General features: G+C 71.3%; 19 protein-coding genes. 12 read left to right on the top strand and 7 right to left on the bottom strand.

Annotated elements, in window-relative coordinates; translation table 11 throughout:
• The 5 genes from AA0Y20_RS03695 to AA0Y20_RS03675 form a co-directional block, all read right to left on the bottom strand.
• Positions 1–1,239, bottom strand: a complete 1,239-nt coding sequence (locus AA0Y20_RS03695) for a pyridoxal-phosphate-dependent aminotransferase family protein (RefSeq protein WP_412937551.1) — start codon at positions 1,237–1,239, stop codon at positions 1–3.
• Positions 1,236–2,840: an AtzH-like domain-containing protein gene (locus tag AA0Y20_RS03690; protein ID WP_412937550.1), complete on the bottom strand. Its 1,605-nt coding sequence runs from the start codon at positions 2,838–2,840 to the stop codon at positions 1,236–1,238. The genes AA0Y20_RS03695 and AA0Y20_RS03690 overlap by 4 nt, the downstream gene beginning before the upstream one ends.
• Complete coding sequence (gene allB, locus AA0Y20_RS03685; RefSeq protein ID WP_412937549.1) at positions 2,837–4,234, bottom strand: allantoinase AllB; 1,398 nt, start codon at positions 4,232–4,234, stop codon at positions 2,837–2,839. Before allB ends, AA0Y20_RS03690 begins: the two co-directional genes overlap by 4 nt.
• Before the next feature lie 99 nt (positions 4,235–4,333).
• On the bottom strand, positions 4,334–5,053 hold the full coding sequence (locus tag AA0Y20_RS03680) for an aspartate/glutamate racemase family protein (protein WP_412937548.1): 720 nt from the start codon (positions 5,051–5,053) through the stop codon (positions 4,334–4,336).
• Positions 5,050–6,609: an NCS1 family nucleobase:cation symporter-1 gene (locus AA0Y20_RS03675; RefSeq protein ID WP_412937547.1), complete on the bottom strand. Its 1,560-nt coding sequence runs from the start codon at positions 6,607–6,609 to the stop codon at positions 5,050–5,052. Before AA0Y20_RS03675 ends, AA0Y20_RS03680 begins: the two co-directional genes overlap by 4 nt.
• Positions 6,610–6,758: 149 nt before the next feature.
• On the opposite strand from AA0Y20_RS03675, the gene AA0Y20_RS03670 reads away from it, so the two are divergent.
• Positions 6,759–7,361, top strand: a complete 603-nt coding sequence (locus AA0Y20_RS03670) for a helix-turn-helix domain-containing protein (RefSeq protein WP_412937546.1) — start codon at positions 6,759–6,761, stop codon at positions 7,359–7,361.
• Between the two features lie 37 nt (positions 7,362–7,398).
• Here AA0Y20_RS03670 and AA0Y20_RS03665 read toward each other — a convergent pair whose 3' ends face one another.
• The gene (locus AA0Y20_RS03665) at positions 7,399–8,052 is read right to left on the bottom strand and encodes a helix-turn-helix domain-containing protein (protein WP_412937545.1); all 654 of its coding nucleotides are present in this window, start codon (positions 8,050–8,052) and stop codon (positions 7,399–7,401) included.
• A 52-nt stretch (positions 8,053–8,104) separates the two neighbouring features.
• On the opposite strand from AA0Y20_RS03665, the gene uraD reads away from it, so the two are divergent.
• The 6 genes from uraD (at position 8,105) to hpxO (ending at position 12,948) form a co-directional block, all read left to right on the top strand.
• Complete coding sequence (gene uraD / locus AA0Y20_RS03660; protein WP_412937544.1) at positions 8,105–8,614, top strand: 2-oxo-4-hydroxy-4-carboxy-5-ureidoimidazoline decarboxylase; 510 nt, start codon at positions 8,105–8,107, stop codon at positions 8,612–8,614.
• Positions 8,611–8,931, top strand: a complete 321-nt coding sequence (uraH, locus tag AA0Y20_RS03655; RefSeq protein ID WP_412937543.1) for a hydroxyisourate hydrolase — start codon at positions 8,611–8,613, stop codon at positions 8,929–8,931. The genes uraD and uraH overlap by 4 nt, the downstream gene beginning before the upstream one ends.
• Positions 8,932–9,059: 128 nt before the next feature.
• Complete coding sequence (locus tag AA0Y20_RS03650; protein WP_412937542.1) at positions 9,060–10,013, top strand: ABC transporter substrate-binding protein; 954 nt, start codon at positions 9,060–9,062, stop codon at positions 10,011–10,013.
• An 18-nt stretch (positions 10,014–10,031) separates the two neighbouring features.
• Positions 10,032–10,943 (top strand): ABC transporter permease, encoded by a 912-nt coding sequence (locus tag AA0Y20_RS03645; protein WP_412937541.1) that lies wholly within the window; start codon positions 10,032–10,034, stop codon positions 10,941–10,943.
• A gap of 11 nt (positions 10,944–10,954) precedes the next feature.
• Complete coding sequence (locus AA0Y20_RS03640; protein ID WP_412937540.1) at positions 10,955–11,773, top strand: ABC transporter ATP-binding protein; 819 nt, start codon at positions 10,955–10,957, stop codon at positions 11,771–11,773.
• Entirely contained in the window at positions 11,770–12,948 is a 1,179-nt protein-coding gene (hpxO, locus tag AA0Y20_RS03635; RefSeq protein WP_412937539.1) for an FAD-dependent urate hydroxylase HpxO, read from the top strand. The genes AA0Y20_RS03640 and hpxO overlap by 4 nt, the downstream gene beginning before the upstream one ends.
• A gap of 31 nt (positions 12,949–12,979) precedes the next feature.
• Here the strand turns inward: hpxO and AA0Y20_RS03630 are convergent, their stop codons facing one another.
• The gene (locus tag AA0Y20_RS03630) at positions 12,980–13,498 is read right to left on the bottom strand and encodes an adenine phosphoribosyltransferase (RefSeq protein WP_412937538.1); all 519 of its coding nucleotides are present in this window, start codon (positions 13,496–13,498) and stop codon (positions 12,980–12,982) included.
• Positions 13,499–13,576: 78 nt separating this feature from the next.
• Here AA0Y20_RS03630 and AA0Y20_RS03625 point away from each other — a divergent pair, with 78 nt between their 5' ends.
• From AA0Y20_RS03625 to AA0Y20_RS03605, 5 genes are all read left to right on the top strand, one after another.
• Complete coding sequence (locus AA0Y20_RS03625; protein WP_412937537.1) at positions 13,577–15,292, top strand: glycoside hydrolase family 13 protein; 1,716 nt, start codon at positions 13,577–13,579, stop codon at positions 15,290–15,292.
• Between the two features lie 14 nt (positions 15,293–15,306).
• Positions 15,307–16,311, top strand: a complete 1,005-nt coding sequence (locus AA0Y20_RS03620) for a LacI family DNA-binding transcriptional regulator (RefSeq protein ID WP_412937536.1) — start codon at positions 15,307–15,309, stop codon at positions 16,309–16,311.
• Between the two features lie 158 nt (positions 16,312–16,469).
• The gene (locus AA0Y20_RS03615) at positions 16,470–17,684 is read left to right on the top strand and encodes an amidohydrolase (RefSeq protein WP_412937535.1); all 1,215 of its coding nucleotides are present in this window, start codon (positions 16,470–16,472) and stop codon (positions 17,682–17,684) included.
• Positions 17,681–18,661 carry a hypothetical protein gene (locus tag AA0Y20_RS03610; RefSeq protein ID WP_412937533.1) on the top strand — a complete coding sequence of 327 codons (981 nt, stop codon included), beginning with the start codon at positions 17,681–17,683 and terminating at the stop codon, positions 18,659–18,661. The genes AA0Y20_RS03615 and AA0Y20_RS03610 overlap by 4 nt, the downstream gene beginning before the upstream one ends.
• A 200-nt stretch (positions 18,662–18,861) precedes the next feature.
• Complete coding sequence (locus AA0Y20_RS03605) at positions 18,862–20,922, top strand: APC family permease (RefSeq protein WP_412937532.1); 2,061 nt, start codon at positions 18,862–18,864, stop codon at positions 20,920–20,922.
• Positions 20,923–20,969: the final 47 nt, after the last annotated feature.

The raw sequence follows: 20,969 nt of genomic DNA, 5'->3' as shown, positions 1-20,969 counted from the left end.
TCAACGCCCCCGATAGACGTCTGCCGCCGCCTCGACCCCGCCGGCGACCGGCACCGCGACGCCGTACCGCCGCAGCACCGCTTCGAGCGCGGCGAGCGTGGTGAGCACGGCGTCCTGCCGGGCGTTGTAGCCCATCGTGCCGATGCGCCACACCCGACCGTGGAGCGGGCCGAACGACGTGCCGATCTCGATGCCGAAGTCGGTGAGCAGTGCGGCGCGGGCTTCATCGCCGGGCACCCCGTCGGGGATCTCGACGGCCACGACGTTGTTCATCTTGTGCGCGACGTCGCCGAAGACCGTGAGCCCGAGGCCCTGCACGCCGGCGAGCATGGCGGCGCCGGCGAGGCGGTGGCGCGCGATGACCTCGTCGCGCCCTTCGAGCAGCAGCACGCGGGCGCATTCGCGCGCCCCGTAGAGCATCGACGTCGCCTCGGTGTGGTGGTTGAGCCGGCGCGGCCCCCAGTAGTCGAGGATCATGCCGAGGTCGAAGTAGTTCGACCGCACGAAGTCGCTCGCGTCCGGATCGCCGGGCTCGCGGATGCCGGCTTCGATGCGCGCCCGCGACCGCACGACCTCGACGGCGCGCTCGCTCAGGGTGATGGGCGCCGAGCCGCTGGGACCGCCCAGGCACTTCTGGAGCCCCGCGGTGGCGGCATCCAGGCCCCAGTCGTCGGCGTCGAACTCGTTGCCGCCGAGCGAGGCGGTCGCGTCGGAGTAGAACAGCACCCCGTGCTTCGCGCAGATCGCTCCGATCTCGTCGAGCGGCTGATTCATGGTCGTCGACGTGTCGCCCTGCACGAGCGCGAGCAGCGTGGGCTTGACCCGCACGACGGCCTCTTCGATCGCGGCGGGCGTGAAGACCTGTCCCCACTCGGTCTCGATCGTGTGCACCTCGGCGAGCGCGCGCTCCGCGATCTCGGCGAGAAGGTGCCCGAAGCGTCCGAAGATCGGCACGAGCACGCGGTCGCCGGGCCGGACGAGCGAGACGATCGCCGCCTCGATGCCGGCGCGGCTCGTGCCGTCGACGAGCATCGTGGCGTCGTTGCGCGTGTTCCAGACGGCGCGGTAGAGCTCCTGCGTCTCGGTCATCGTCCGCGTCATGAACGGGTCGTACTGGCCGACGAGTGCGGCCGACATCGCGGTGAGGACGCTGGGGTACGCCGAGATCGGGCCGGGGCCCATGAGCAGGCGGGCGGGCGGGTCGATGGGTCCGGGGATGTGAACGGTCGGGTTCGTCATGGCGTGTCCATCCGGGGGTCGAGGAGCGAGAAGAGGCGGCGGGCGAGCCGCACGAGGGCGAGGTCGGTGCCGGCCCGCGAGACGAGGCTGACGCCGACGGGCGCCGGTCCCAGCGGCGACGGCACAGTGAGCAGCGGCACCGAGATCGCGGGGAGCCCGGCCACGGCGGCCGGCGTCGTCATCCGCAGTGTGTCACGGCGCAGCAGGTCGAGCGCCTCGCCGCCGGCGGTGCGCGCGGGTGCGGCTCCCGGCACGGTCGGCAGCAGCAGCACCGCGTCCTCGACGACGGCACGCAGGCGGTCGGCGAGGGGCGCGAGCGCGGCGCGCGCCCGCTTCTCATCGTCGGGTGTCACGGCGGCGGCGGCGCGGAAGCGGTCGGCGACGGCGGCGCCCACCGCGCCGGGATGCTGCGTGAGCCAGTCGCCGTTGTTGCGCCAGGCCTCCGCGCCCTGCACGGTGCGGAAAGCGTCGAGGTAGGCGTCGAGGTCGCCGATCGACACGCGGCCCACCGAGACCGCGGCTCCCGTGGCCGTGACGCGGTCGAGCAGGTCGGCGAACGCGCGTCGGGTGTCGGGCTCGGCGGCGTCGAGGATCTCATCGGGCACGAGGAGGCGCGTCGGCAGCTCGTCGTCCGGCTCGCCGTGCGCGCTCTCGGTCGATTCCGACCCGGCGTAGCCGAGGCACCATTCGGCGACCCGCTCGAGCGTCGCGCCGTCGCGGGTCAGCCAGCCGACGGTGTCGAAGCTCTGCGCGAGGGGCAGCATGCCCTGCCGGGGCACGAGGTCGTGCGTGGTCCGCAAGCCCCAGAGCCCCTGGTACGAGGCGGGTACCCGCACCGATCCGGCGGTGTCGGTGGCGAGGCCGACGTCGGCGTGCCCGGCGGCGACGGCGGATGCCGGCCCGCTCGACGAGCCGCCGGGAAGCGCCCCGGGCAGCGCGGCGTTCGGCGGGGTGCCGTAGTGGGCGTTGTCTCCGGCGACGGAGTAGGCGAACTCGTCGGTCCGCGCGATCCCGCGCAGCGACGCTCCGCCGCGCAGCAGATCGCCGACCGCGGGCGCCGTGGTCGTCTCGGCGCGAGCGGAGTCGAGATAGGCCGGGTTGCCGGCCCCGATGCGGTAGCCGCGGATCGCGAAGAGGTCCTTGACCGCGACGGCCAGTCCGGCGAGCGGCCCCTCCCAGGCGCCCTGATAGAGCGGGTCGCCCACGGTGCGCCAGATCGACCGGTCGAACGCCTGCGGACGCGGGGTCACGTGCGCCGCGGTGATGAGCCAGCGGCCGTCGACGCGCTGCCAGAGCTGCGTCTGCAGGCCGGTGCCGCCCGCGACGTAGCGCGAGACCGAGATCAGCAGCGCGACGTCGGGGGCGAGCGGCCGGTACTCGATCGTCTCGATCGCGCGGGCCGCGACCCCGCCGCGCGCACCGCGGAAGGCGCTGATCGCGTCATGGCCGACGAGCAGGCCGGCGGCGTCCGCACGCATCGTGTCTGGTCCCGGTGCGAACGCCGCGTCGAGCGCCGCGAGGTCGTTCTCGACGATGGCGCGCTCGTAGTCGGCGAACGCCGCCGCGAGATCGGCGGGGATCACCTCGGCGGGGTCGGTCACGATGCGTCCTCGCCGACGGCGACGAGAGCACCGCTGCGCGCGAGCAGGCGCCCGCCCGGAACGCCGCCGGCATCCGCGGCATCCACGCCGGCCTCGAACACGACCTCGCCCCGCAGCCAGGTGCGGCGCACGCGGCCGGTGAGCACCCGGCCGTCGTAGGCCGAGATCGGGTTGCGGTGACGCAGCTCGCGCGCGTCGACGTGCACGACGTCGTCGGGGGCGAAGACGGCGAGGTGCGCGGGCGCGCCCACGGCGATGCGCCCCACGACGGCGAGGCCCGCGACGGCAGCGGGTCCCGTCGTGAACAGCGGCAGGATCGTCTCGAGGGGGATGCCGCGCTCGCGGGCCTCGGTCCACACCGCCGACAGCCCGACCTGGAGGCCGGAGATGCCACCCCAGGCGAGCCCGAAGTCGCCATCGCCCGCACGCTTGAGATCGACGGTCGAGGGCGAGTGGTCGCTGACGATCGCGTCGATCGTGCCGTCGACGATCCCCTGCCAGAGGAGGTCGCGATTGGATGCCTCGCGGATGGGCGGGCAGCACTTGAACTCGGAGGCGCCGTCGGGGATCTCCTCGGCGATGATCGTCAGGTAGTGCGGACACGTCTCGACCGTGATGTCGACACCGTCGGCACGCGCCGCCCGGATCGCGGGCAGCGACCGCGCGTCGCTCAGGTGGAGGATGTGGGCTCGGGCACCGGTCTCGCGGGCGGCGTCGATGACGGCGTCGATCGCCGACGCCTCGCTCGTGGCCGGGCGCGACGCCAGGAAGGCGTCGTATCCGCGGCCGAGCGCGCCGTCGGCGCCGAGCAGCTCGGGGTCCTCGGCGTGCACGATGAGGCGCGAGTCGAGCGCAGCGATCTCGCCCATGGCCCGGCGCAGCTGAGCACGGTCGAGGTGACCGAACTCCTCGACGCCTGACGGTGCGAGGAAGCACTTGAACCCGTAGACGCCGGCCTCGTGCAGGGCGCCGAGCTCCCCCAGGTTCTCGGGCACAGCCCCTCCCCAGAACCCGACGTCGACATGCGCGGATGCCGCGGCGGCGGCGCGCTTGACCTCCAGGGCTGCGGCGGTCGTGGTCGGCGGGATGGAGTTCAGCGGCATGTCGACGATCGTCGTGACACCGCCCGCCGCCGCGGCCCGCGTCGCCGAGCCGAAGCCCTCCCACTCGGTGCGTCCGGGCTCGTTGACGTGCACGTGCGAGTCGACGAGCCCCGGCAGCAGCACGGCGTCGGGGGCGACGCGCACCTCGGCGGCGTCGGCGACGGCGGCGTCTTCGTCGAGCATCGCGACGACGAGGCCGTTCTCGACGACGACGGCTGCGGGGACGAAGGCCGTGCCGTCGAAGACGCGGCCGGCGCGCACGACGAAGCGGGACGGGGACGATGCGGTCACGAGATCTCCGGACGGGGTCGGGGCGAGGATCGACGGCGGGCGAGCGGTGAGCAGAGCCCGATGTCAATATAAAGCTATGGGTTAACGCAGCCGCGGCGGTTACCCCGATGTAACGCTCTCGTGACGACGCGGCGGGGCGGCGTACTCCTCGCGCTTGCTCGTCCCCACCCGCATCCGCACCATGGCCGACGCGAGCCCGACCGCGGCGCCGACCCCGTCGACCACGGGAACGCCGACGCGCTCTGTCAGGGCGTGGCAGAGATCGGCCATCCCGGCGCAGCCGAGCACGATGACGTCGGCTCCGCCCGCGACCTCGGCGGCGCACAGCGCCGCGATGCGCTCGAAGGCATCCGAGCCGGTGTCCTCGAGATCGAGCACCGGGATGCCGGACGCCACGAGCGAGGCGCAGGACGACGTCATCCCATAGCGGGCGAGCAGGTCGCGCGCCCGGCCGAGGGTGCGGCCCAGCGTCGTGACGACCGCGAATCGGCGCCCCGAGAGGGTCGCGACGTGCATCGCGGCCTCGGCGATCCCGATGACCGGGACGTCGACGAGCTCGCGCACGGCGTCGAGCCCCGGGTCGCCGAAGCACGCGATGACGTACGCGTCGCTTCCGCCGACGGCGAGGTCGGCTTCGACGATGTCGACGACCGAGCGGGCGGCGGCGATCTCGTCGAGATGGCTCTCGATCGCGGCGGCGCCGTCGGTCGGATGCACGGCGACCACCTCGACCCCGGGCCCGGCGACCTCCCGGGCGGCGACGGCGATCTTGTCCGTCATCGCCCGGGAGGTGTTGGGATTGATCAGCGTGATCCTCACGCGGCGCCCTCCGGCGCGGGCTCGGGCAGAGTGCCGTCCGAGATGCCCTCGGTCTCGCCCGCGAACGTCGGGACCTGCGGGTCGAGCCGCTCGAACACCACGAACGCGGCGAACGCGAGGCCGCATCCGATGAACCAGGTGAAGTTCCCGATCCACGAGACGTCGAACAGCCCCATGTCGGCGAACGTCTTCGGCAGGATCGCCAGCAGGATCGTGGGCACACCCGCGACGACGAGCGTCTTCATCGCGTTCGGGTTGTAGCCCTTGCGGTACCAGTACGCCCCCGTCTCGCTCATCGTGAACATGTCGTCGGTGCGGATCCGCTGCTTCGCCGCGATGTAATACCCCGCGATGAGCAGACCGAACAGCGGGCCGATGAGGGCCGCGAGGATGCCGAGCGAGTAGTGGATGGCGGTGGCGTCGGAGTACCAGTTCCACGGCGTGAGGAACACCGAGCCGACGGCGGCGATCATGCCGCCCATCCGCCACGAGATCTTCTGCGGCGCGACGTTCGAGAAGTCGAAGGCGGGCGCGATGAAGTTGGCGACGATGTTGATGCCGACCGTCGCGGTGACGAACGTCAGTCCGCCCAGCAGGATCGCGAACGGCGTGTCGATCGCCTCGACGGTGTGGATGGGGTCGAGCAGCAGCTCGCCGAACACCGGCACGGTCGCCGCCGCGGTGAGCACGGTCAGGATCGAGAAGAACAGGAAGTTCACCGGGAGCCCCCAGAAGTTGCCCTTCTTGACCTGGCTGAACGAACGACCGTAGCGCGCGAAGTCGCCGAAGTTGAGCATCGGACCGGCGAAGTAGGCCACCACGATGCCGATCGCCATGGCCATGAGCCCGAGGGTGCCCCACACGTCGTGCGGTGCCGCGGCGGGGTCGGAGAGGTTCAGGTCGATGTTCTCCCACCCGGCCTGGCTGACGAGGTACACGGCGAGCACGATCATCACGACGTAGACGGCCGGTCCGGCCCAGTCGATGAAGCGTCGGATGACCTCCATGCCGTTCCAGAACAGCGCGACCTGGGCGACCCAGAGGATCGAGAACGAGATCCACCCGAGCGCCGACAGGCCGAGGAAGCTCACGTCGAGCAGTGCCGCCGAGCCGGGGATGAACTTCAGGAAGATGATGTTCAGCGACTGCGCCGCGAGGAAGGTCTGCACGCCGTACCAGGCGATCGCGATGATGCCCCGGATGATGGCGGGGATGTTCGCGCCGCGCACCCCGAAGATGGCGCGGTTGACCACGGGATACGGCACGCCCGTCTTCTGGCTGGGCTTGGCGACCATGTTCGCGAAGACCTGCACGATCACGATGCCGACCACGAGTGCCACGAGCACCTGCCAGGCGGCGATGCCGAGGGCGAAGAGCGACCCCGCCGTGACGTACCCGCCGACGGAGTGAACGTCCGACATCCAGAAGGCGAAGATGTTGTACCAGGTCCACTTCTGCTTGCGGAGCGGGGCGAGGTCCTCGTTCGACAGTCGGGGGTCGTAGCCCCGATCGGGAACCGTCGTCTCGGCGGGCAGGATGTTCGGAGGAGCGGTCATGGCGTCGGAACCTTCCAGGAGGGGATCTGGAAAGTGAAGCTATGGGTTAATCGGCCCCGGCGGGTTTCGCTGATGTAACGACGGTGTGAAGTTGGAGCTTCACACTGGTCGCGCCCGGTCGCCGTTGCCGCCCGTTTAGACTCGGCGGCATGTCAGAGCTCGCGCTGGGTACCGGGACCGAGGTGGGCGTCCGGTTGCGCGAGCTGCGGCGGCAGCGAGGGATGTCGGCACGTGCCGTCGCCGCCGCACTGGGCATCAGCCCCAGCGCGATATCGCAGATCGAGCGCGGCGTGCTGCAGCCGAGCGTCTCGCGGCTGCTCGCCATCACCGACGCGCTCGGGGTTCCCCTCGCCGCCGTCTTCGAGAGCGGTGGCGATGCCCCCGCCGCGGCGCTCGCGGCGGAGATCGACGGGTTCTCGCTGGTCCGCGCCGCCCAGGCCACGACGGTCGAGCTCGGCGACGGAGTGACCTTCCGCCGCCTGTCTCCCGGACCGAGCCCGGGGATCGACTACTTCCAGTCGACCTATCCGCCGGGGTCGTCGGCCCACCGCGACACCGACCTCTTCCGGCACGACGGGTACGAGGTCGGCACCATGCTCTCGGGCGAGCTGACGGTCGATTTCACCGACGAGCGCGTCGTGCTGCGTCCCGGCGACACGATCAGCTACCCGTGCTCGCGACCGCACCGCATCCACAACGACGGCGACGAGATTGCCGTCGCGACCTGGCTGATCGTCCACGGGCCCGCGTGAGCACGGTCGAACGCCGGCGCGTGCGAGGCGCCGCGTCTCAGCGCCCGGTCGCGTCGTCGACCGGGCCTGTCGACCCGACGACCGTGAGCCACGTCGCGACCGCGACGCTGTCGGTACGGTTCGCGACGCGGTGCGGTCGGGATGCCGCGAACGAGAGCGACTCGCCCGGGCCGAGCTCGACCTCGCCGTCGGCGAACTCGAAGGTGAGGGTCCCTGCCACGACGAGTCCGCTCTCGTAGCCCGCGTGGACGAGGAGGCCGCCGTCGGCGCTCGAGCTCGCTCCCGGCGGGTAGGTCGACTCGAAGTGCTCCACGCCGCTGATGGGCACGGGCGTCAGCCGCCGGTAGGTGACGCCGCCGCCGAGGTGCGCCGTGGTCTCGGTGCCGACGCGGGCGACGAAGACGCCGGGGACAGGCTCGTTCAGCTCGCCGGGGGCGTCGGCATCGGGGATCATCGCGACGGCGTGATCGTCGAAGATGACCGACACCGGAGCTCCCAGCACCCCGACGAGCTCGACGAGCCGGTGAACCGACGGCTGCATCGCACCCGTCTCGATCTGCGACAGGGCGCTGGCCGAGATGCCCATCTCCTGCGCGACCGAGGCGAGCGAGCGCCCCGTCCGGGTGCGCAGCGCCCGCAGGCGCCGCCCGATCGACGCGGGAAGGTCGGGCTCAGCGCGCTGCGGTTCCACGGCACGATGATATGTAACGCGGGGGAAACGCGGTGACAGTACCGTGACGCGCATGCACCTCGACGAGTTCCACGCCCTCAGCGCGGACGAAGCCCGACGCGTCGTCGCCGTCTGGGCCCCCATCCCCCGCTGGGTCGAGACCCTGGTCGCAGCACGGCCGTACCGCGACGTCGCGGAGCTGGGCGCCCGGGCGCGGGCCGAGGCGGCGCACTGGAACGAGGACGACCTCGATGCCGCGCTCGCGCACCATCCGCGCATCGGCGCCCGCGTCGACGAGCCGGGCGCCGAGGGCGACGCGTCGCGATCCGAGCAGGCCGCCATGCGGTCGGCATCCGATGACGACGCCGCCGCGATCGCGGCGGGCAATCGGCGCTACGAGGAGCGGTTCGACCGTGTCTTCCTCATCCGGGCGGCCGGCCGGACTCCGGGCGAGATGCGCGCCGAGCTCGAGCGGCGCCTCGGCAACGACGACCGCACCGAGACGGCCGAGGCCCTCGGCCAGCTGGCCGAGATCGCGCTGCTCCGCCTGTCGCAGACCGTCACCGTGGAGGCGCCCGCATGACCCACCTGACCACCCACGTGCTGGACGCCGCGACCGGCACTCCCGCTGTCGGCGTCGCGATCGAGCTCGCCGACGCCCGCGGAACCGTCATCGCGACGGCCTCGACCGATGCCGACGGACGGCTCGCCCTCGGACCCGACCGGCTCGAGCCCGGGATCTACGCGCTGACGTTCGACACGGGCGGGCACTTCGCCCGGTCCGGCACGGCGACCTTCTACCCGTCGGCGACCGTCAGCTTCACCGTCGGCGACGAGACCCACCTGCACGTGCCGCTGCTGCTGAGCCCGTTCGCGTACTCGACCTACCGCGGCAGCTGAACCCCGCGCTCACGCACCTTAAGCGCTGGCTTAACAAGGTCGTTACACGGCCTTCACCTCGCGAGCGATCGGAAACCGTTGAATGACGGCAGTCCCCTGCACCGCCGTCCTCCTCCGATCGGAACCCCATGCGCGCACGTTCACCCCGCGTCGTCCTCCTGGCCGCCGTCTCCCTCGCCGCCCTCGTCCTCGCCGGCTGCAGCTCCGCCGGCGACGACGCCGCGGGCGGTGACGGCGTCGAGACCGTCAAGATCGGCACCCTGCGTGGCCAGCCGCACTTCTACCAGCCGTTCCTCTACGCCGACCACGCTGTCGACGGCGTCGAGTTCGAGGTCGTGACGCTCGACACCACCCCGGCACTTTCCGACGCGCTCGTCTCGGGCAGCATCGACTTCGCGATCACCGGCGTCACCCCGACCATCTCGTCGATCTCGCAGAACCGCGACCTGCGCATCGTCGCGAGCGCCGCCGACGGCGGGTCGGGCTTCATCGGCAACGGCGAGACCTCCCTCGCCGAGCTCGAGGGCTCGCAGATCGGCATCGTCCAGGGCTCGGCGCAGGAGGTCGCGCTGCGGCTGCTGATCGACGAGGCCGGTATGACACCCGACGACTTCGAGCTCACCCCGATCCCCGTCCCCGAGATGGCCTCGGCCTTCGCGAGCGGAGACATCGACGCCTTCATGGGCGTCGAGATCGGCGTCTCGATCGCCAAGGCCGCCGGCGGCACCGAGGTCGTCGACCCCTACTCCACCCCCATCGGGCGCGTGAACATCGGACTCGTCACGACCGGCGAGCTGATCGAGGAGAACCCCGAGCTGGTGCAGCGGGTCGTCGACACCCACGCCGCGACGACGGCCTACATGGCCGACAACATCGACGAGTGGCTGCCCGGCATGGTCGAGGAGTTCGGCGGCGACGAGGAGGTCTTCACCTCGGCGCTCGAGAACTTCTGGCTGCGGTCGGACCTCTCGGACGAGTACGTCGGCCAGCTCGAGGCCCTCGCCGGAGCCATGGCCTCGATCGGGCTGATCACCTCGACGCCCACCGCCGACACGATCGTCGACACGAGCTTCGCCGACTGACCCGAGGGGAGGAGCACCATGACCGACACCGTCCCGTCCGGGCGCACCGACGACGCAGCCGTCGTCGCCGGTGCGCCGGCGAGCGCACCCGTCCGGCGCCGCCCGCCGGCACGCCGACCCAACCAGCGGGCGGCTCTCTACCGGTTCCTGCTCGGCCTGCCGGTGCCGTTCCTCTTCGTCGTCCTGTGGCAGATCGGCCGCGACCAGGAGTGGGAGATCCCGCTCGTCGGCATCCGGATGGCGTTCCTGCCGACGCCCGCCGAGGTCGTGACGTCGCTGTGGGATTACGGGTTCGGCGGCGTGAACGACGACGCCTTCTCGGGGGACCTGTGGGTCAACCTCGGCACGTCGGCGCTGCGCGTGCTGGTCGGCTTCGCGATCGCCGCGGCGATCGCGATCCCCCTCGGTATCGTCATGGGCCGCTCGTACACGATGGACGGCCTCTTCGACCCCTTCATCAACCTCTTCCGCCCCATCCCCGCGACGGCGTGGGTCCCGCTGGTCGGGCTGCTGATCGGCTGGGGCGACCAGGCGACGATCTTCCTCATCGCCCTCTCGGCGTTCTTCCCGATCGTGCTGGGAGCCATCAGCGGGTCGAAGGAGATGCCGCAGCGGCTGGTCGAAGCCGGCCGGATGCTGGGCGCCCGGCGCAGCGAGATCCTGACGCAGGTGGTCGTCCCCGCATCCGCACCGTCGATCATGAACGGCCTGCGGGTCGGCCTCGGCATCGCCTGGGTCGTGCTCGTGCTCGGCGAGTCGGTGGGGGTGAACGTCGGCCTCGGGTCGGCCATCATCCTCGCGCGCGATGTCGTGCGCACCGACATGGTCGTCGTGGGAATGGTGACGATCGGCGCCGCCGGCTTCCTCTCCGACCGCATCCTCGTCGGGGTCTTCCGTCTCGCGACGCGCGGCCGACCCCTCATCAAGTGACTGGAGCGACGATGACCGACATCATCTCCCCCGCGGCGGATCCCGCCGCCGACACCTCGGCCTCGGTCGAGATCGTGGGTCTGGGCAAGCGCTACGGGCCGGAATGGGCGAGCACCCAGGCGGTCGCCGGCGTCGACCTGAGCATCGCCTCGGGCGAGTTCGTCGCGATCGTCGGGGCCTCCGGATGCGGCAAGAGCACGGTGCTGCGCATCCTCGCCGGCTTCGAGGACGCGAGCAGCGGCTCGGTCTCGGTCGGCGGCGCCGCGGTCACGCGTCCCGGGCCGGATCGCGGAGTGGTCTTCCAGGACTACGGGCTGTTCCCGTGGCTCACCGTGCGCGAGAACATCGCGTACGGCCCTCGGCGCCGGCGCCTCCCCCGTGGGCGGGTGACCGAGCTGGTCGATCGCTTCGTCGCAGCCGTCGGGCTGACGCGCTTCGCGGGGAGATACCCGGGGCAGTTGTCGGGCGGGATGCAGCAGCGCGTCGCGATCGCACGTGTGCTGGCCAACGAACCCCGCGTGCTGCTCATGGATGAGCCGTTCGGCGCCCTCGACGCGCTGACGCGTTCCGACCTGCAGGCCGAGCTCAAGCGCATCCACCTCGAGACGCGCACGACCGTCGTCTTCATCACCCACTCGATCGAGGAGGCCGTCTTCCTCGCCGACCGGGTCGTCGTGATGACCGGCGGCGCGTCGCACGGGGTGCCGGGGCACATCAGCCGCATCGTCGAGATCGACCTGCCCCCGCAGCGCGACATCCTCTCGCCGGCGTTCACCGAGTACAAGCGCGTGATCTCCGACCTCGTGCACGAGCCGGTGGCGGCGGCATGAAGGTCATCGTGATCGGCGCCGGGATCGGCGGCACGAGCGCCGGCATCGCCCTGCAGCGGCTCGGGCACGACGTCGTCGTCTACGACCGGATGCGCGAGAACCGCCCGGTCGGCGCGGCGCTGTCGCTCTGGTCGAACGGCGTGAAGGTGCTCAACTGGCTGGGGGTGGGACCGGAGGTCGCAGCACTCGGCGGGGCGCTCGATCACATGGCCTACCGCGACGGCATCACCGGCGAGGAGCTGTGCCGGTTCTCGCTCGCGCCGGTCGAACAGCAGACCGGACAGCGCGCGTACCCCGTCGCTCGTACAGACCTGCAGAACCTGCTGATGGAGCGGTTCGGCACCGACCGGATCCGGCTCGGCATGCAGCTCGTCGGCATCGACGACGACGGCACGACCGTCACCGCGACCTTCGCCGACGGCACCACGGATACCGCCGACATGCTCATCGGTGCCGACGGCGCCCGGTCGTTCACGCGCGGCTACATCACCGGCGCCGACGCGCCGCCGATCGAGCGGACGTACGCCGGGTACACGAACTACAACGGACTCGTCGCGTTCGACGGACGCATCGGGCCCGACGACCAGTGGACCACCTACGTCGCCGAAGGCAAGCGGGCGGCCGTCATGCCGATCGCCGGCGACCGCTTCTACTACTGGTTCGACATCCCGCGCCCCTCCGGCGAGGACGGCGACGCCCTCACCGAGCTGCGCGAGGCGTTCACGCACTGGGCCCCCGGCACGCGGGCGCTGATCGAGGCGATCGAGCGCGAGGGCTCGCTGAACCGCGTCGAGATCTGGGACATCGACCCCTTCGACACCTGGACCCGCGGACGCGTCGCGATCCTCGGCGACGCGGCGCACAACACGACGCCCGACATCGGGCAGGGCGCGTGCTCGGCACTGGAGGATGCCTTCGCCCTCGGCATCGCGGTCGCGACCGACACCGTGTCGGTCGAGGACACCCTGCGGCGCTACGCCGCGTCGCGCGTCGAGCGGGCGGGCGACCTCGTGCTGCGGGCCCGCGCCCGCGCGGCCGAGACGCACGGCGCCGACCCGGAGGTCACCGAGAACTGGTACCGCAGCCTGCGCGGTACCGACGGGGCCGGCATCATCCGCGGCATCGTGGGCAACATCGTGGGCAGCCCGATCAACCTGGGCGCCGGCGTGCTCTGACGGCGCCTCGCCCGCGAAGGCGCGCGCGAGGTCAGACGCGGAAGATCGTGTGGACCGGGCCGCACACGTCCTGGCCGCCGAGCTCGGTGAGCTCCATGAGCACGGCGGTCCCGACCGTCCGGTGGCCGAGGCCTTCGAGCAGGCGCTGAGCGGCACGCAGCGTTCCACCGGTGGCCAGCACATCGTCGACGAGCAGCACGCGGGTGCCTCGCGGCAGGTCGTCCGCCATCTCGATGGTCGCCTGACCGTATTCGAGGTCGTACGACACGGATGCCGCGGGGCGCGGCAGCTTGCCTGCTTTGCGGATCGGCACCATGCCCACACCGCTCGCCGCGGCGACGGCTCCGGCGATGAGGAATCCGCGTGCCTCGACGCCGGCGACGACGTCGAACTCGCGGGCGAAGGGCGCGATGATCGCGTCGATGACGGTACGCAACGCGGTCGCGTCGGCGAGCAGCGGCGAGATGTCGCGGAAGAGGATGCCCGGCTCGGGGAAGTCGGGGATGAGCGCGATGAGCGACTCGGCGTGCTCGAGGGGGTCGGAAGTCACCGAACCACCCTAGGCCCGTTTCACCGGACCGATGACGGAGCGACCACGACTGCAAGCGCTTGCACTAGAGTGAGCGCCATGACCTCCTCCTCCGCGGAAACGGCGGCATCCACCCTCGCCCCGATCGGGATCTCCCGGCCCGGCGCCGAGTGGTGGCGCACCGCTGTCATCTATCAGATCTATCCCCGCTCGTTCGCCGACGCGTCGGGCGACGGCATCGGCGACCTCGCCGGCATCACCTCGCGCCTGGGCGACCTCGCCGACCTCGGCGTCGACGCCGTCTGGCTGAGCCCGTTCTTCCGGTCGCCGCAGAAGGATGCCGGATACGACGTCTCCGACTACTGCGACGTCGACCCCCTCTTCGGCACCCTCGCCGACTTCGACACGATGCTCGACGAGGCGCACGCCCGCGGCATCCGGGTCATCGTCGACCTCGTCCCGAACCACTCCTCCGACCAGCACGCATGGTTCCAGTCCGCGCTCGCGGCCGAGCCCGGCAGCGCCGAGCGCGCGCGATACATCTTCCGCGACGGGAAGGGCGAGAACGGCGACGAGACTCCCAACAACTGGGAGTCGGTCTTCGGCGGTCCCGCCTGGACCCGCACGACCAACCCCGACGGCACGCCGGGCCAGTGGTACCTGCACCTGTTCGACTCGACGCAGCCCGATTTCGACTGGGCCAACCCCGAGGTCGGCGACGAGTTCGAGCGCATCCTGCGGTTCTGGCTCGACCGGGGCGTGGACGGATTCCGCGTCGACGTCGCCCACGGCCTCGTGAAGTCCGACGGCCTGCCCGACTTCGTGCCGGCCGAGGACGCCGGCTCGATGGGCGGCGACAGCCTCGACGTTCCCTACTGGGGCCAGGAGGGCGTGCACGACATCTACCGCCGGTGGAACCGCATCCTCGCCGAGTACGAGGGCGACCGTGCCCTGTGCGCCGAGGCGTGGCTGCCGACGGTCGACGAGACCGCCCTGTGGGTGCGCCAGGACGAGATGCACCAGGCGTTCAACTTCCCCTACCTGCAGACCGAGTGGGACGCCGATCACCTCACCGAGGTGATCTCCGAGTCGCTGCGCGCCTTCCCGGCCGTCGGCGCGCCCGCCACCTGGGTGCTGTCGAACCACGACGTCGTCCGCCACGCATCGCGTCTGGCGCTGACAGCGGAGAACCCGCAGGGTCACGGCCTGGGGCCCGACTCCCCCGGTCAGCCGGACGCCATCGTGGGACTCGCCCGCGCCCGCGCCGCGACGACGCTCATGCTCGCCCTCCCCGGCTCGGCCTACCTCTACCAGGGCGAGGAGCTCGGGCTGCCCGAGGTCGTGCACCTGCCCGACGAGGCCCGGCAGGACCCGACCTGGTTCCGCACGGACGGCGAGCGCTACGGCCGCGACGGATGCCGCGTCCCGATCCCGTGGGAGGCCGACGCGCCCGGCTACGGGTTCAGCCCGACCGGTGCCTCGTGGCTGCCGCAGCCCGAGGAATGGCACGGCCTCGCACGGTCGGTCCAGGACGGCGATCCGGCCTCGACCCTGACGCTGTACCGCGAACTGCTCGACGCCCGTCGCCGGCACGACCTCGGCGCCGGCTCGCTCGAGTGGGTCGACCTGCACCTCGGTGACGACGTCGTCGCGTTCCGCAACGGCGACGTGCTGGTCGTCGCCAACACCGGCACGGCCGCGGTCGCGCTGCCCGCCGGTGAGATCCTGGTGTCGAGCGTCGCCGATCTCGTCGGAAGCGCCGACGGCGGCTCCGAGCTGCCCGTCGACGCGGCGGTCTGGATCCGCACGAGCTGACGAAGGAGCGGGAGATGGTCGGCATCGACGACGTCGCGCGACGCGCGGAGGTCTCGACGGCGACCGTCTCCCGCACCCTCAGCGGCCGGGGCCCGGTGTCGCCGGCGACACGCGAGCGCGTGCTGCGTGCGGCATCCGATCTCGGCTACGTCGTCTCATCGGCCGCGTCGAGCCTCGCATCCGGGCGCACCCGCAACATCGGGGTGCTCGTGCCGATCCTCGACCGCTGGTTCTTCTCGCGCGTCCTCACGGGTATCGCCGCGACCCTCCAGCGCGACGGCTACGACGTCGCGCTCTACGCCCTGACCGCCGAGGCCGACGAGCGCCGACGGGTGTTCGCGACCTCGCTCCGGCGTCAGCGCGTCGACGGGGTCATCGTGGTGTCGATGGCCCTCGCGCACGACGAGATCGCACAGCTCGGCGAGCTCGGCCTGCCCGTCATCGCGATGGGCGGTCAGCTCGCGGGTCTGCGGTCGCTCACCGTCGACGAGATCGAGGTCGCGCGGACGGCGACCGAGCACCTGCTGGGACTCGGTCACCGCGACATCGCCCACATCGGTCTGCATCCGCAGTTCGAGGGCGACTTCCACATCCCGTCGCAGCGCCGTCGCGGTTTCGAGACCGCGCTGGCCGAGGCCGGTGTCGCCCCACACCCCGACCGCTTCGCGGCCGCGGACTTCACGATGGCCGGCGGGCACGATGCCGCGACGCGACTGCTTCACGACGCGGAGGCACGCCCGACGGCGATCTTCGCCGCCTCGGACGAGATGGCGATCGGCGCGATGCTCGCCGCGCGCGAGCTCGGGCTGCGTGTGCCGGAGGACGTGTCGATCATCGGGGTCGACGGCCACGACCTCGGCGCGTTCTTCGGCCTCACGACGGTCGACCAGTTCCCGGGGCGACAGGGCGAGCGCGTGGCCTCGGCGATGATCGCGGCGCTGCGCGGGACGGCATCCGAGCCGCCGGCCGATCTCGACTTCGCCCTCGTCGAGCGCTCGAGCACGGCCCCGCCCGCCTGAGTCGTCAAGCGCCGATACATTCGTCGGACCCGCGGGGCTGGTGGGGCGCCGAGCCGGCGCGCGGACGACACCAGCACCGCCCGTCCTGCAGGTGTATCGCCCGAGCAGTTCGTCATATCCCCGGGCGGCGCGCAGGCGCCCTCCCGTAGGCTCGATGCATGGCCTTGGACCTCGACGCCCTCTACATCGATCTGCACCGACACCCGGAACTGTCGTTCCAGGAGACGCGGACCGCCGCTGTCATCGCGGCCCGGCTGAGCGAGCTCGGCCTCGAGTACGAGGAGGGCGTCGGCCGCACCGGCGTCGCGACCGCGATCCGCAACGGGGACGGCCCCGTCGTGTGGCTGCGCGCCGACATGGACGGACTGCCCGTGCCCGAGCAGACGGGCCTCGACTACGCCTCGACGGCGCGCGGCGTCGACCCGGCCGGCAACGACGTGCCCGTCATGCACGCGTGCGGCCACGACATGCACGTCACGGCACTCCTCGGCGCGCTCGAGCAGCTCATCGCGACACGCGATGAGTGGTCGGGAACCGTGGTCGCCGTCTTCCAGCCCGCCGAGGAGTACGGCGCCGGCTCGCAGGCGATGATCGCCGACGGCGTGCTCGACCGCTTCCCGAAGCCCGACATCGTGCTGGGCCAGCACGTGACCCCTCTGCCCGCCGGTGTCATCGGCGTGCGCCCCGGCACGCAGATGGCCGCATCTGACGGACTCACCGTCGTCATGCACGGCCGCGGCGGACACGGCTCGCGCCCGCACTCCACGATCGATCCTGTCGTGATGGCGGCGGCGACCGTGATGCGCCTGCAGACGATCGTCTCGCGCGAGGTCGACCCCCGCGACGTTGCCGTCGTGACGGTCGGCTCGATCCACGCCGGCCTGAAGAACAACATCATCCCGGCCGAGGCCAAGCTCGAGCTCAGCCTGCGTTACCCCGACGACGAGGCCCGCGAGCGCGTCCTGTCGAAGGTGGAACGCATCGTGCGGGCCGAGGCGGCGGCATCCGGCGCCGAGATCGAGCCGACCATCACCACCGACCACACCCTGCCGCCGACGATCAACGACCACACCGCCACGGCGCGGCTGACGTCCGCGTTCGAGCGTGCCTTCGGCGAGGGCAGCGTCGTGGATCCCGGCATGTTCACGGGCAGCGAGGACGTCTCATGGTTCGCGCGCGAGGCCGGCGTCCCCCTCGTGTTCTGGTTCTGGGGCGGCGTCGACCCGCAGAAGTTCGCGGATGCCGTCGCGGCGGGCACCGTCGAGCGCGACATCCCCACCAACCACTCCCCCTACTTCGCGCCCGTCATGCACCCGACGATCGAGCGCGGTGTCGAGAACCTCGTCGTCGCGGCCCGGGAGTTCCTCGGATGAGCGATCCCAACGACCCGTTCGCCGATTTCGAGCCGTACGAGCCTCCGGCCAAGCCTGAGCGCGCCAAGCGCGAGAAGGCGCCCCGCGAACCCCGCGAACCCCGCGAACCCCGCCAGCCGCGTGAGCCGCGCGAGAAGAAGCCCCGCGCGTCGCGTGAGCCCGGACCCAAGCGCGAGAAGGCGTCGGGGAAGCCCTCCGTCATGGCCGGCTGGCCCGACGAGCCCCTCGCGCCGCGTCCGGCGGAGCGGGGCGACGACGACGGCGGCGGCGGTGACCGTCGCCTGCTCGTCATCCTCTCCAGCATCGCCGGCCTGCTCGTGGTCGCCGTCGTGGTGGTGTTCGTGATCTACCTGACGCAGCAGTCGCAGCGGCAGGAGCCCGCGGCCGACCCGGTGCCGACGGCTCCGGCGACACAGTCGATCCCGCAGCCGTCGGGGACTCCGCAGCCGTCCGAGAGCCCGAGCGCACCGGCCGCGACATCGGGTGTCGCCGTGACCGCGGACGGGTTCACCATCGCCGACGAGAGCGGCACGACCACGTTCACCCACGCGTGGGCGGATGACGCGGCCCCGGCCGTGGCGGCTCTCACCGAGCTCTTCGGCGCGGCGCCGGCGGAGGACTTCCAGAACGGCGACGCCGAGAACTACGCGTACAAGATCTACGCGTGGGAGGGCTTCCGCCTGTACGACGTCTTCCTCAGCGAGGGCAACCGTCCGCGTGCCGAGGTGCCCGCACCGACCTTCATCTCGTTCGACTCCGACATCGACATCCCCGTGACCGACGACTTCGGCGTCGAGCTCGACATGTCGGCGGATGAGGTCGCGGCGCTCGGCCCCGACTCGGGCCAGCGCGGCTCGTTCGTCTTCGGATCCGACCGCAACACCTTCTACCAGGACGGTCAGCGCCGCTTCGGGGCAGCCGTCACGGTCGAGGGCAGCAAGGTCACCGTCACCTACACCTTCCGCGCCGGTCGCTGACCCGGCGCGCCCCGGTTCGGGGATGCAAGGGATCGTCGCCGACACGCCGCGGCGCGGCATCCGTCCCCCGCGCGTCGTGACCGATTCGTTGCATCCGTGCTCGGCGAGCGGATGCAACGGACAACGACGAGACCGCGGTTCGACAACGCTCTGGTGACGCTCGGCGCGGCGAGATTGCGCAGGATGCCGCGCCAGGCGTAATGTCGCCCGCCGTGACCACTGACAGTCGCGAGCCGGGCGAGGATTCGACGCCCATCGCCAAGCGCATCCTCATCGGCGACCCGCTCGATTCCGAGAAGCTCGACGACCAGCTGCTGCCCAAGCGTCGGGCGCTGCCCATCTTCGCGTCCGATGCCCTGTCGTCGGTGGCTTACGCCCCGCAGGAACTGCTGATGATCCTGGCGATCGGCGGCACGGCGATGCTCGCCTTCAGCCCCTGGGTCGCGCTCGCGGTGGTGGCCCTGCTCATCGTCGTCGTGCTGAGCTATCGGCAGCTGATCAAGGCCTACCCCTCGGGCGGCGGCGACTACGAGGTGGCGCGCACGAACCTCGGCGAGCGCGCCGGGGTCGTGGTGGCGGCCGCGCTGCTGGTCGACTACATCCTGACGGTCGCGGTGTCGGTGGCATCCGGCGTCGACAACATCATCTCGGCGCTGCCCGGTCTCGCCCCCTGGCGGGTGGAACTGGCGGTCGGCTTCGTCGTCCTCATCATCATCGTCAACCTCCGCGGGGTGCGCGAGGCCTCGTCGGCGTTCGCCGTGCCGACCTACATCTTCATCGGCTCGGTCGGGGTCATGGTGGTGACGGGACTCGTCCGCACGTTCCTCGGCGACGCCCCCGTGGCATCGAGCGCGCAGTTCGCGATGGAGGCCGAAAACCTGAGCCAGGTCGCGCTCATCCTGCTCATCCTGCGCGCGTTCTCGAGCGGCTGCTCGGCCCTGACCGGTGTCGAGGCGGTCTCGAACGGTGTGCCTGCCTTCCGCGCCCCGAAGATCGCGAACGCGCAGAAGACCCTCGTCATGATGGGCACGATCGCCATCCTGCTGTTCTCGGGCCTGACGGCTCTCGGACTCATCGCGGGCGTCCACTACGCCGAGGACCCCTGCGCCCTCGTCGGCTTCGACTGCGTCAACCAACCGCAGCCGAGCCTCATGGCGCAGATCGCGGCAGCGACGTTCGGCATGGGATCGATCCCGTTCTTCATCATCCAGGCGGCGACCGCGTGCGTCCTGCTGCTCGCCGCGAACACGGCGTTCAACGGGTTCCCCCTGCTGGGCGCCGTGCTCGCCCGCGACGGCTACGCGCCGAAGTCGCTCAACACCCGCGGCGACAGGCTCGTCTTCTCCAACGGCATGATCATCCTCGGGCTCGCGGCGATCCTCGTTCTCGTGGTGTTCCAGGCCGACCTGACGACGCTCATCCAGCTGTACATCATCGGCGTGTTCGTGTCGTTCTCGCTCGGTCAGGTCGGCATGGTCAAGCACTGGCGACGAGAGCTGCGGCTGCTGCATCCGTCGGCATCGGCCGATCGCGCCGAAGCGCGCCGCGGTCTCGTCATCAACGGCATCGGCGCCACCTTCACCGTCGCCGTGCTCGTCATCGTGACCGTGACGAAGTTCACGCACGGCGCGTGGCTCGTGTTCATCGCGATCCCGATCCTGGCGTTCCTCATGGTCGGAGTCAGCCGCTACTACCGCGACGTCGAGCACGAGATCGCGATGGACGACGACGTGCACTTCGGGTCGAGCGGAGACGTCGCGCTCGTGCTGGTCAACCGCCTGCAGAAGCCGGTCGCGAAGGCCGTGGACTACGCCCTGTCGGCCAAGCACGACAAGACGATCGCGGTGCATGTGGCGGTGTCGAAGGAGTCGGCGCAGGACGTGCAGACCGATTGGGAAGTGCACGGGATGCCGGTACCGCTGGTCATCATCGAGTCGCCCTACCGCCAGTACGCCGCTCCCCTCGCGGCGTTCATCCGCAAGTACCGCGAGAAACACGGCTCGTCGGTCGTGACGGTCTACCTGCCGCAGTACATCGTCGGGCACTGGTGGGAGACCTTCCTGCACAACCGGCGCGCCCGCCGCATCGCGCAGCAGCTCATGATGGTGCACGGCGTGCAGATCACCCTCGTGCCGTGGCTGCTCGACTCGTCCGAGATCGTCTACGGCCGCCGCTCCCGCCCGATGCCGGGCGACGACCGCGCCGGCCGCGCCTCCGCGACCTACGGCCTGGTGGCCCACACCGAGCCCGACGAGCGCTGAGCCGGGCCCGGGGCGCTGCCAGCTCCGCGTCGAGTCCACGCCAACTC

Origin of the sequence: Microbacterium pratiae (assembly GCF_047302165.1) — a bacterium.
Lineage (GTDB): Bacteria > Actinomycetota > Actinomycetes > Actinomycetales > Microbacteriaceae > Microbacterium.
Note: the sequence above shows the minus strand (reverse complement) of the source record. Positions and strands in the feature narration are given on the sequence as shown.

What these genes read in the sequence shown, in the direction of transcription:
- AA0Y20_RS03645 (WP_412937541.1), top strand. Translation starts at nt 10,032, where the DNA reads ATGACCGACACCGTCCCGTCCGGGCGCACCGACGACGCAGCCGTCGTC.
- AA0Y20_RS03605 (WP_412937532.1), top strand. Translation starts at nt 18,862, where the DNA reads ATGTCGCCCGCCGTGACCACTGACAGTCGCGAGCCGGGCGAGGATTCG.
- AA0Y20_RS03615 (WP_412937535.1), top strand. Translation starts at nt 16,470, where the DNA reads ATGGCCTTGGACCTCGACGCCCTCTACATCGATCTGCACCGACACCCG.
- AA0Y20_RS03640 (WP_412937540.1), top strand. Translation starts at nt 10,955, where the DNA reads ATGACCGACATCATCTCCCCCGCGGCGGATCCCGCCGCCGACACCTCG.
- AA0Y20_RS03675 (WP_412937547.1), bottom strand. Translation starts at nt 6,609, where the DNA reads ATGACCGCTCCTCCGAACATCCTGCCCGCCGAGACGACGGTTCCCGAT.
- uraH (WP_412937543.1), top strand. Translation starts at nt 8,611, where the DNA reads ATGACCCACCTGACCACCCACGTGCTGGACGCCGCGACCGGCACTCCC.
- AA0Y20_RS03695 (WP_412937551.1), bottom strand. Translation starts at nt 1,239, where the DNA reads ATGACGAACCCGACCGTTCACATCCCCGGACCCATCGACCCGCCCGCC.
- uraD (WP_412937544.1), top strand. Translation starts at nt 8,105, where the DNA reads ATGCACCTCGACGAGTTCCACGCCCTCAGCGCGGACGAAGCCCGACGC.
- AA0Y20_RS03620 (WP_412937536.1), top strand. Translation starts at nt 15,307, where the DNA reads ATGGTCGGCATCGACGACGTCGCGCGACGCGCGGAGGTCTCGACGGCG.
- AA0Y20_RS03610 (WP_412937533.1), top strand. Translation starts at nt 17,681, where the DNA reads ATGAGCGATCCCAACGACCCGTTCGCCGATTTCGAGCCGTACGAGCCT.
- hpxO (WP_412937539.1), top strand. Translation starts at nt 11,770, where the DNA reads ATGAAGGTCATCGTGATCGGCGCCGGGATCGGCGGCACGAGCGCCGGC.
- AA0Y20_RS03650 (WP_412937542.1), top strand. Translation starts at nt 9,060, where the DNA reads ATGCGCGCACGTTCACCCCGCGTCGTCCTCCTGGCCGCCGTCTCCCTC.
- AA0Y20_RS03625 (WP_412937537.1), top strand. Translation starts at nt 13,577, where the DNA reads ATGACCTCCTCCTCCGCGGAAACGGCGGCATCCACCCTCGCCCCGATC.
- AA0Y20_RS03670 (WP_412937546.1), top strand. Translation starts at nt 6,759, where the DNA reads ATGTCAGAGCTCGCGCTGGGTACCGGGACCGAGGTGGGCGTCCGGTTG.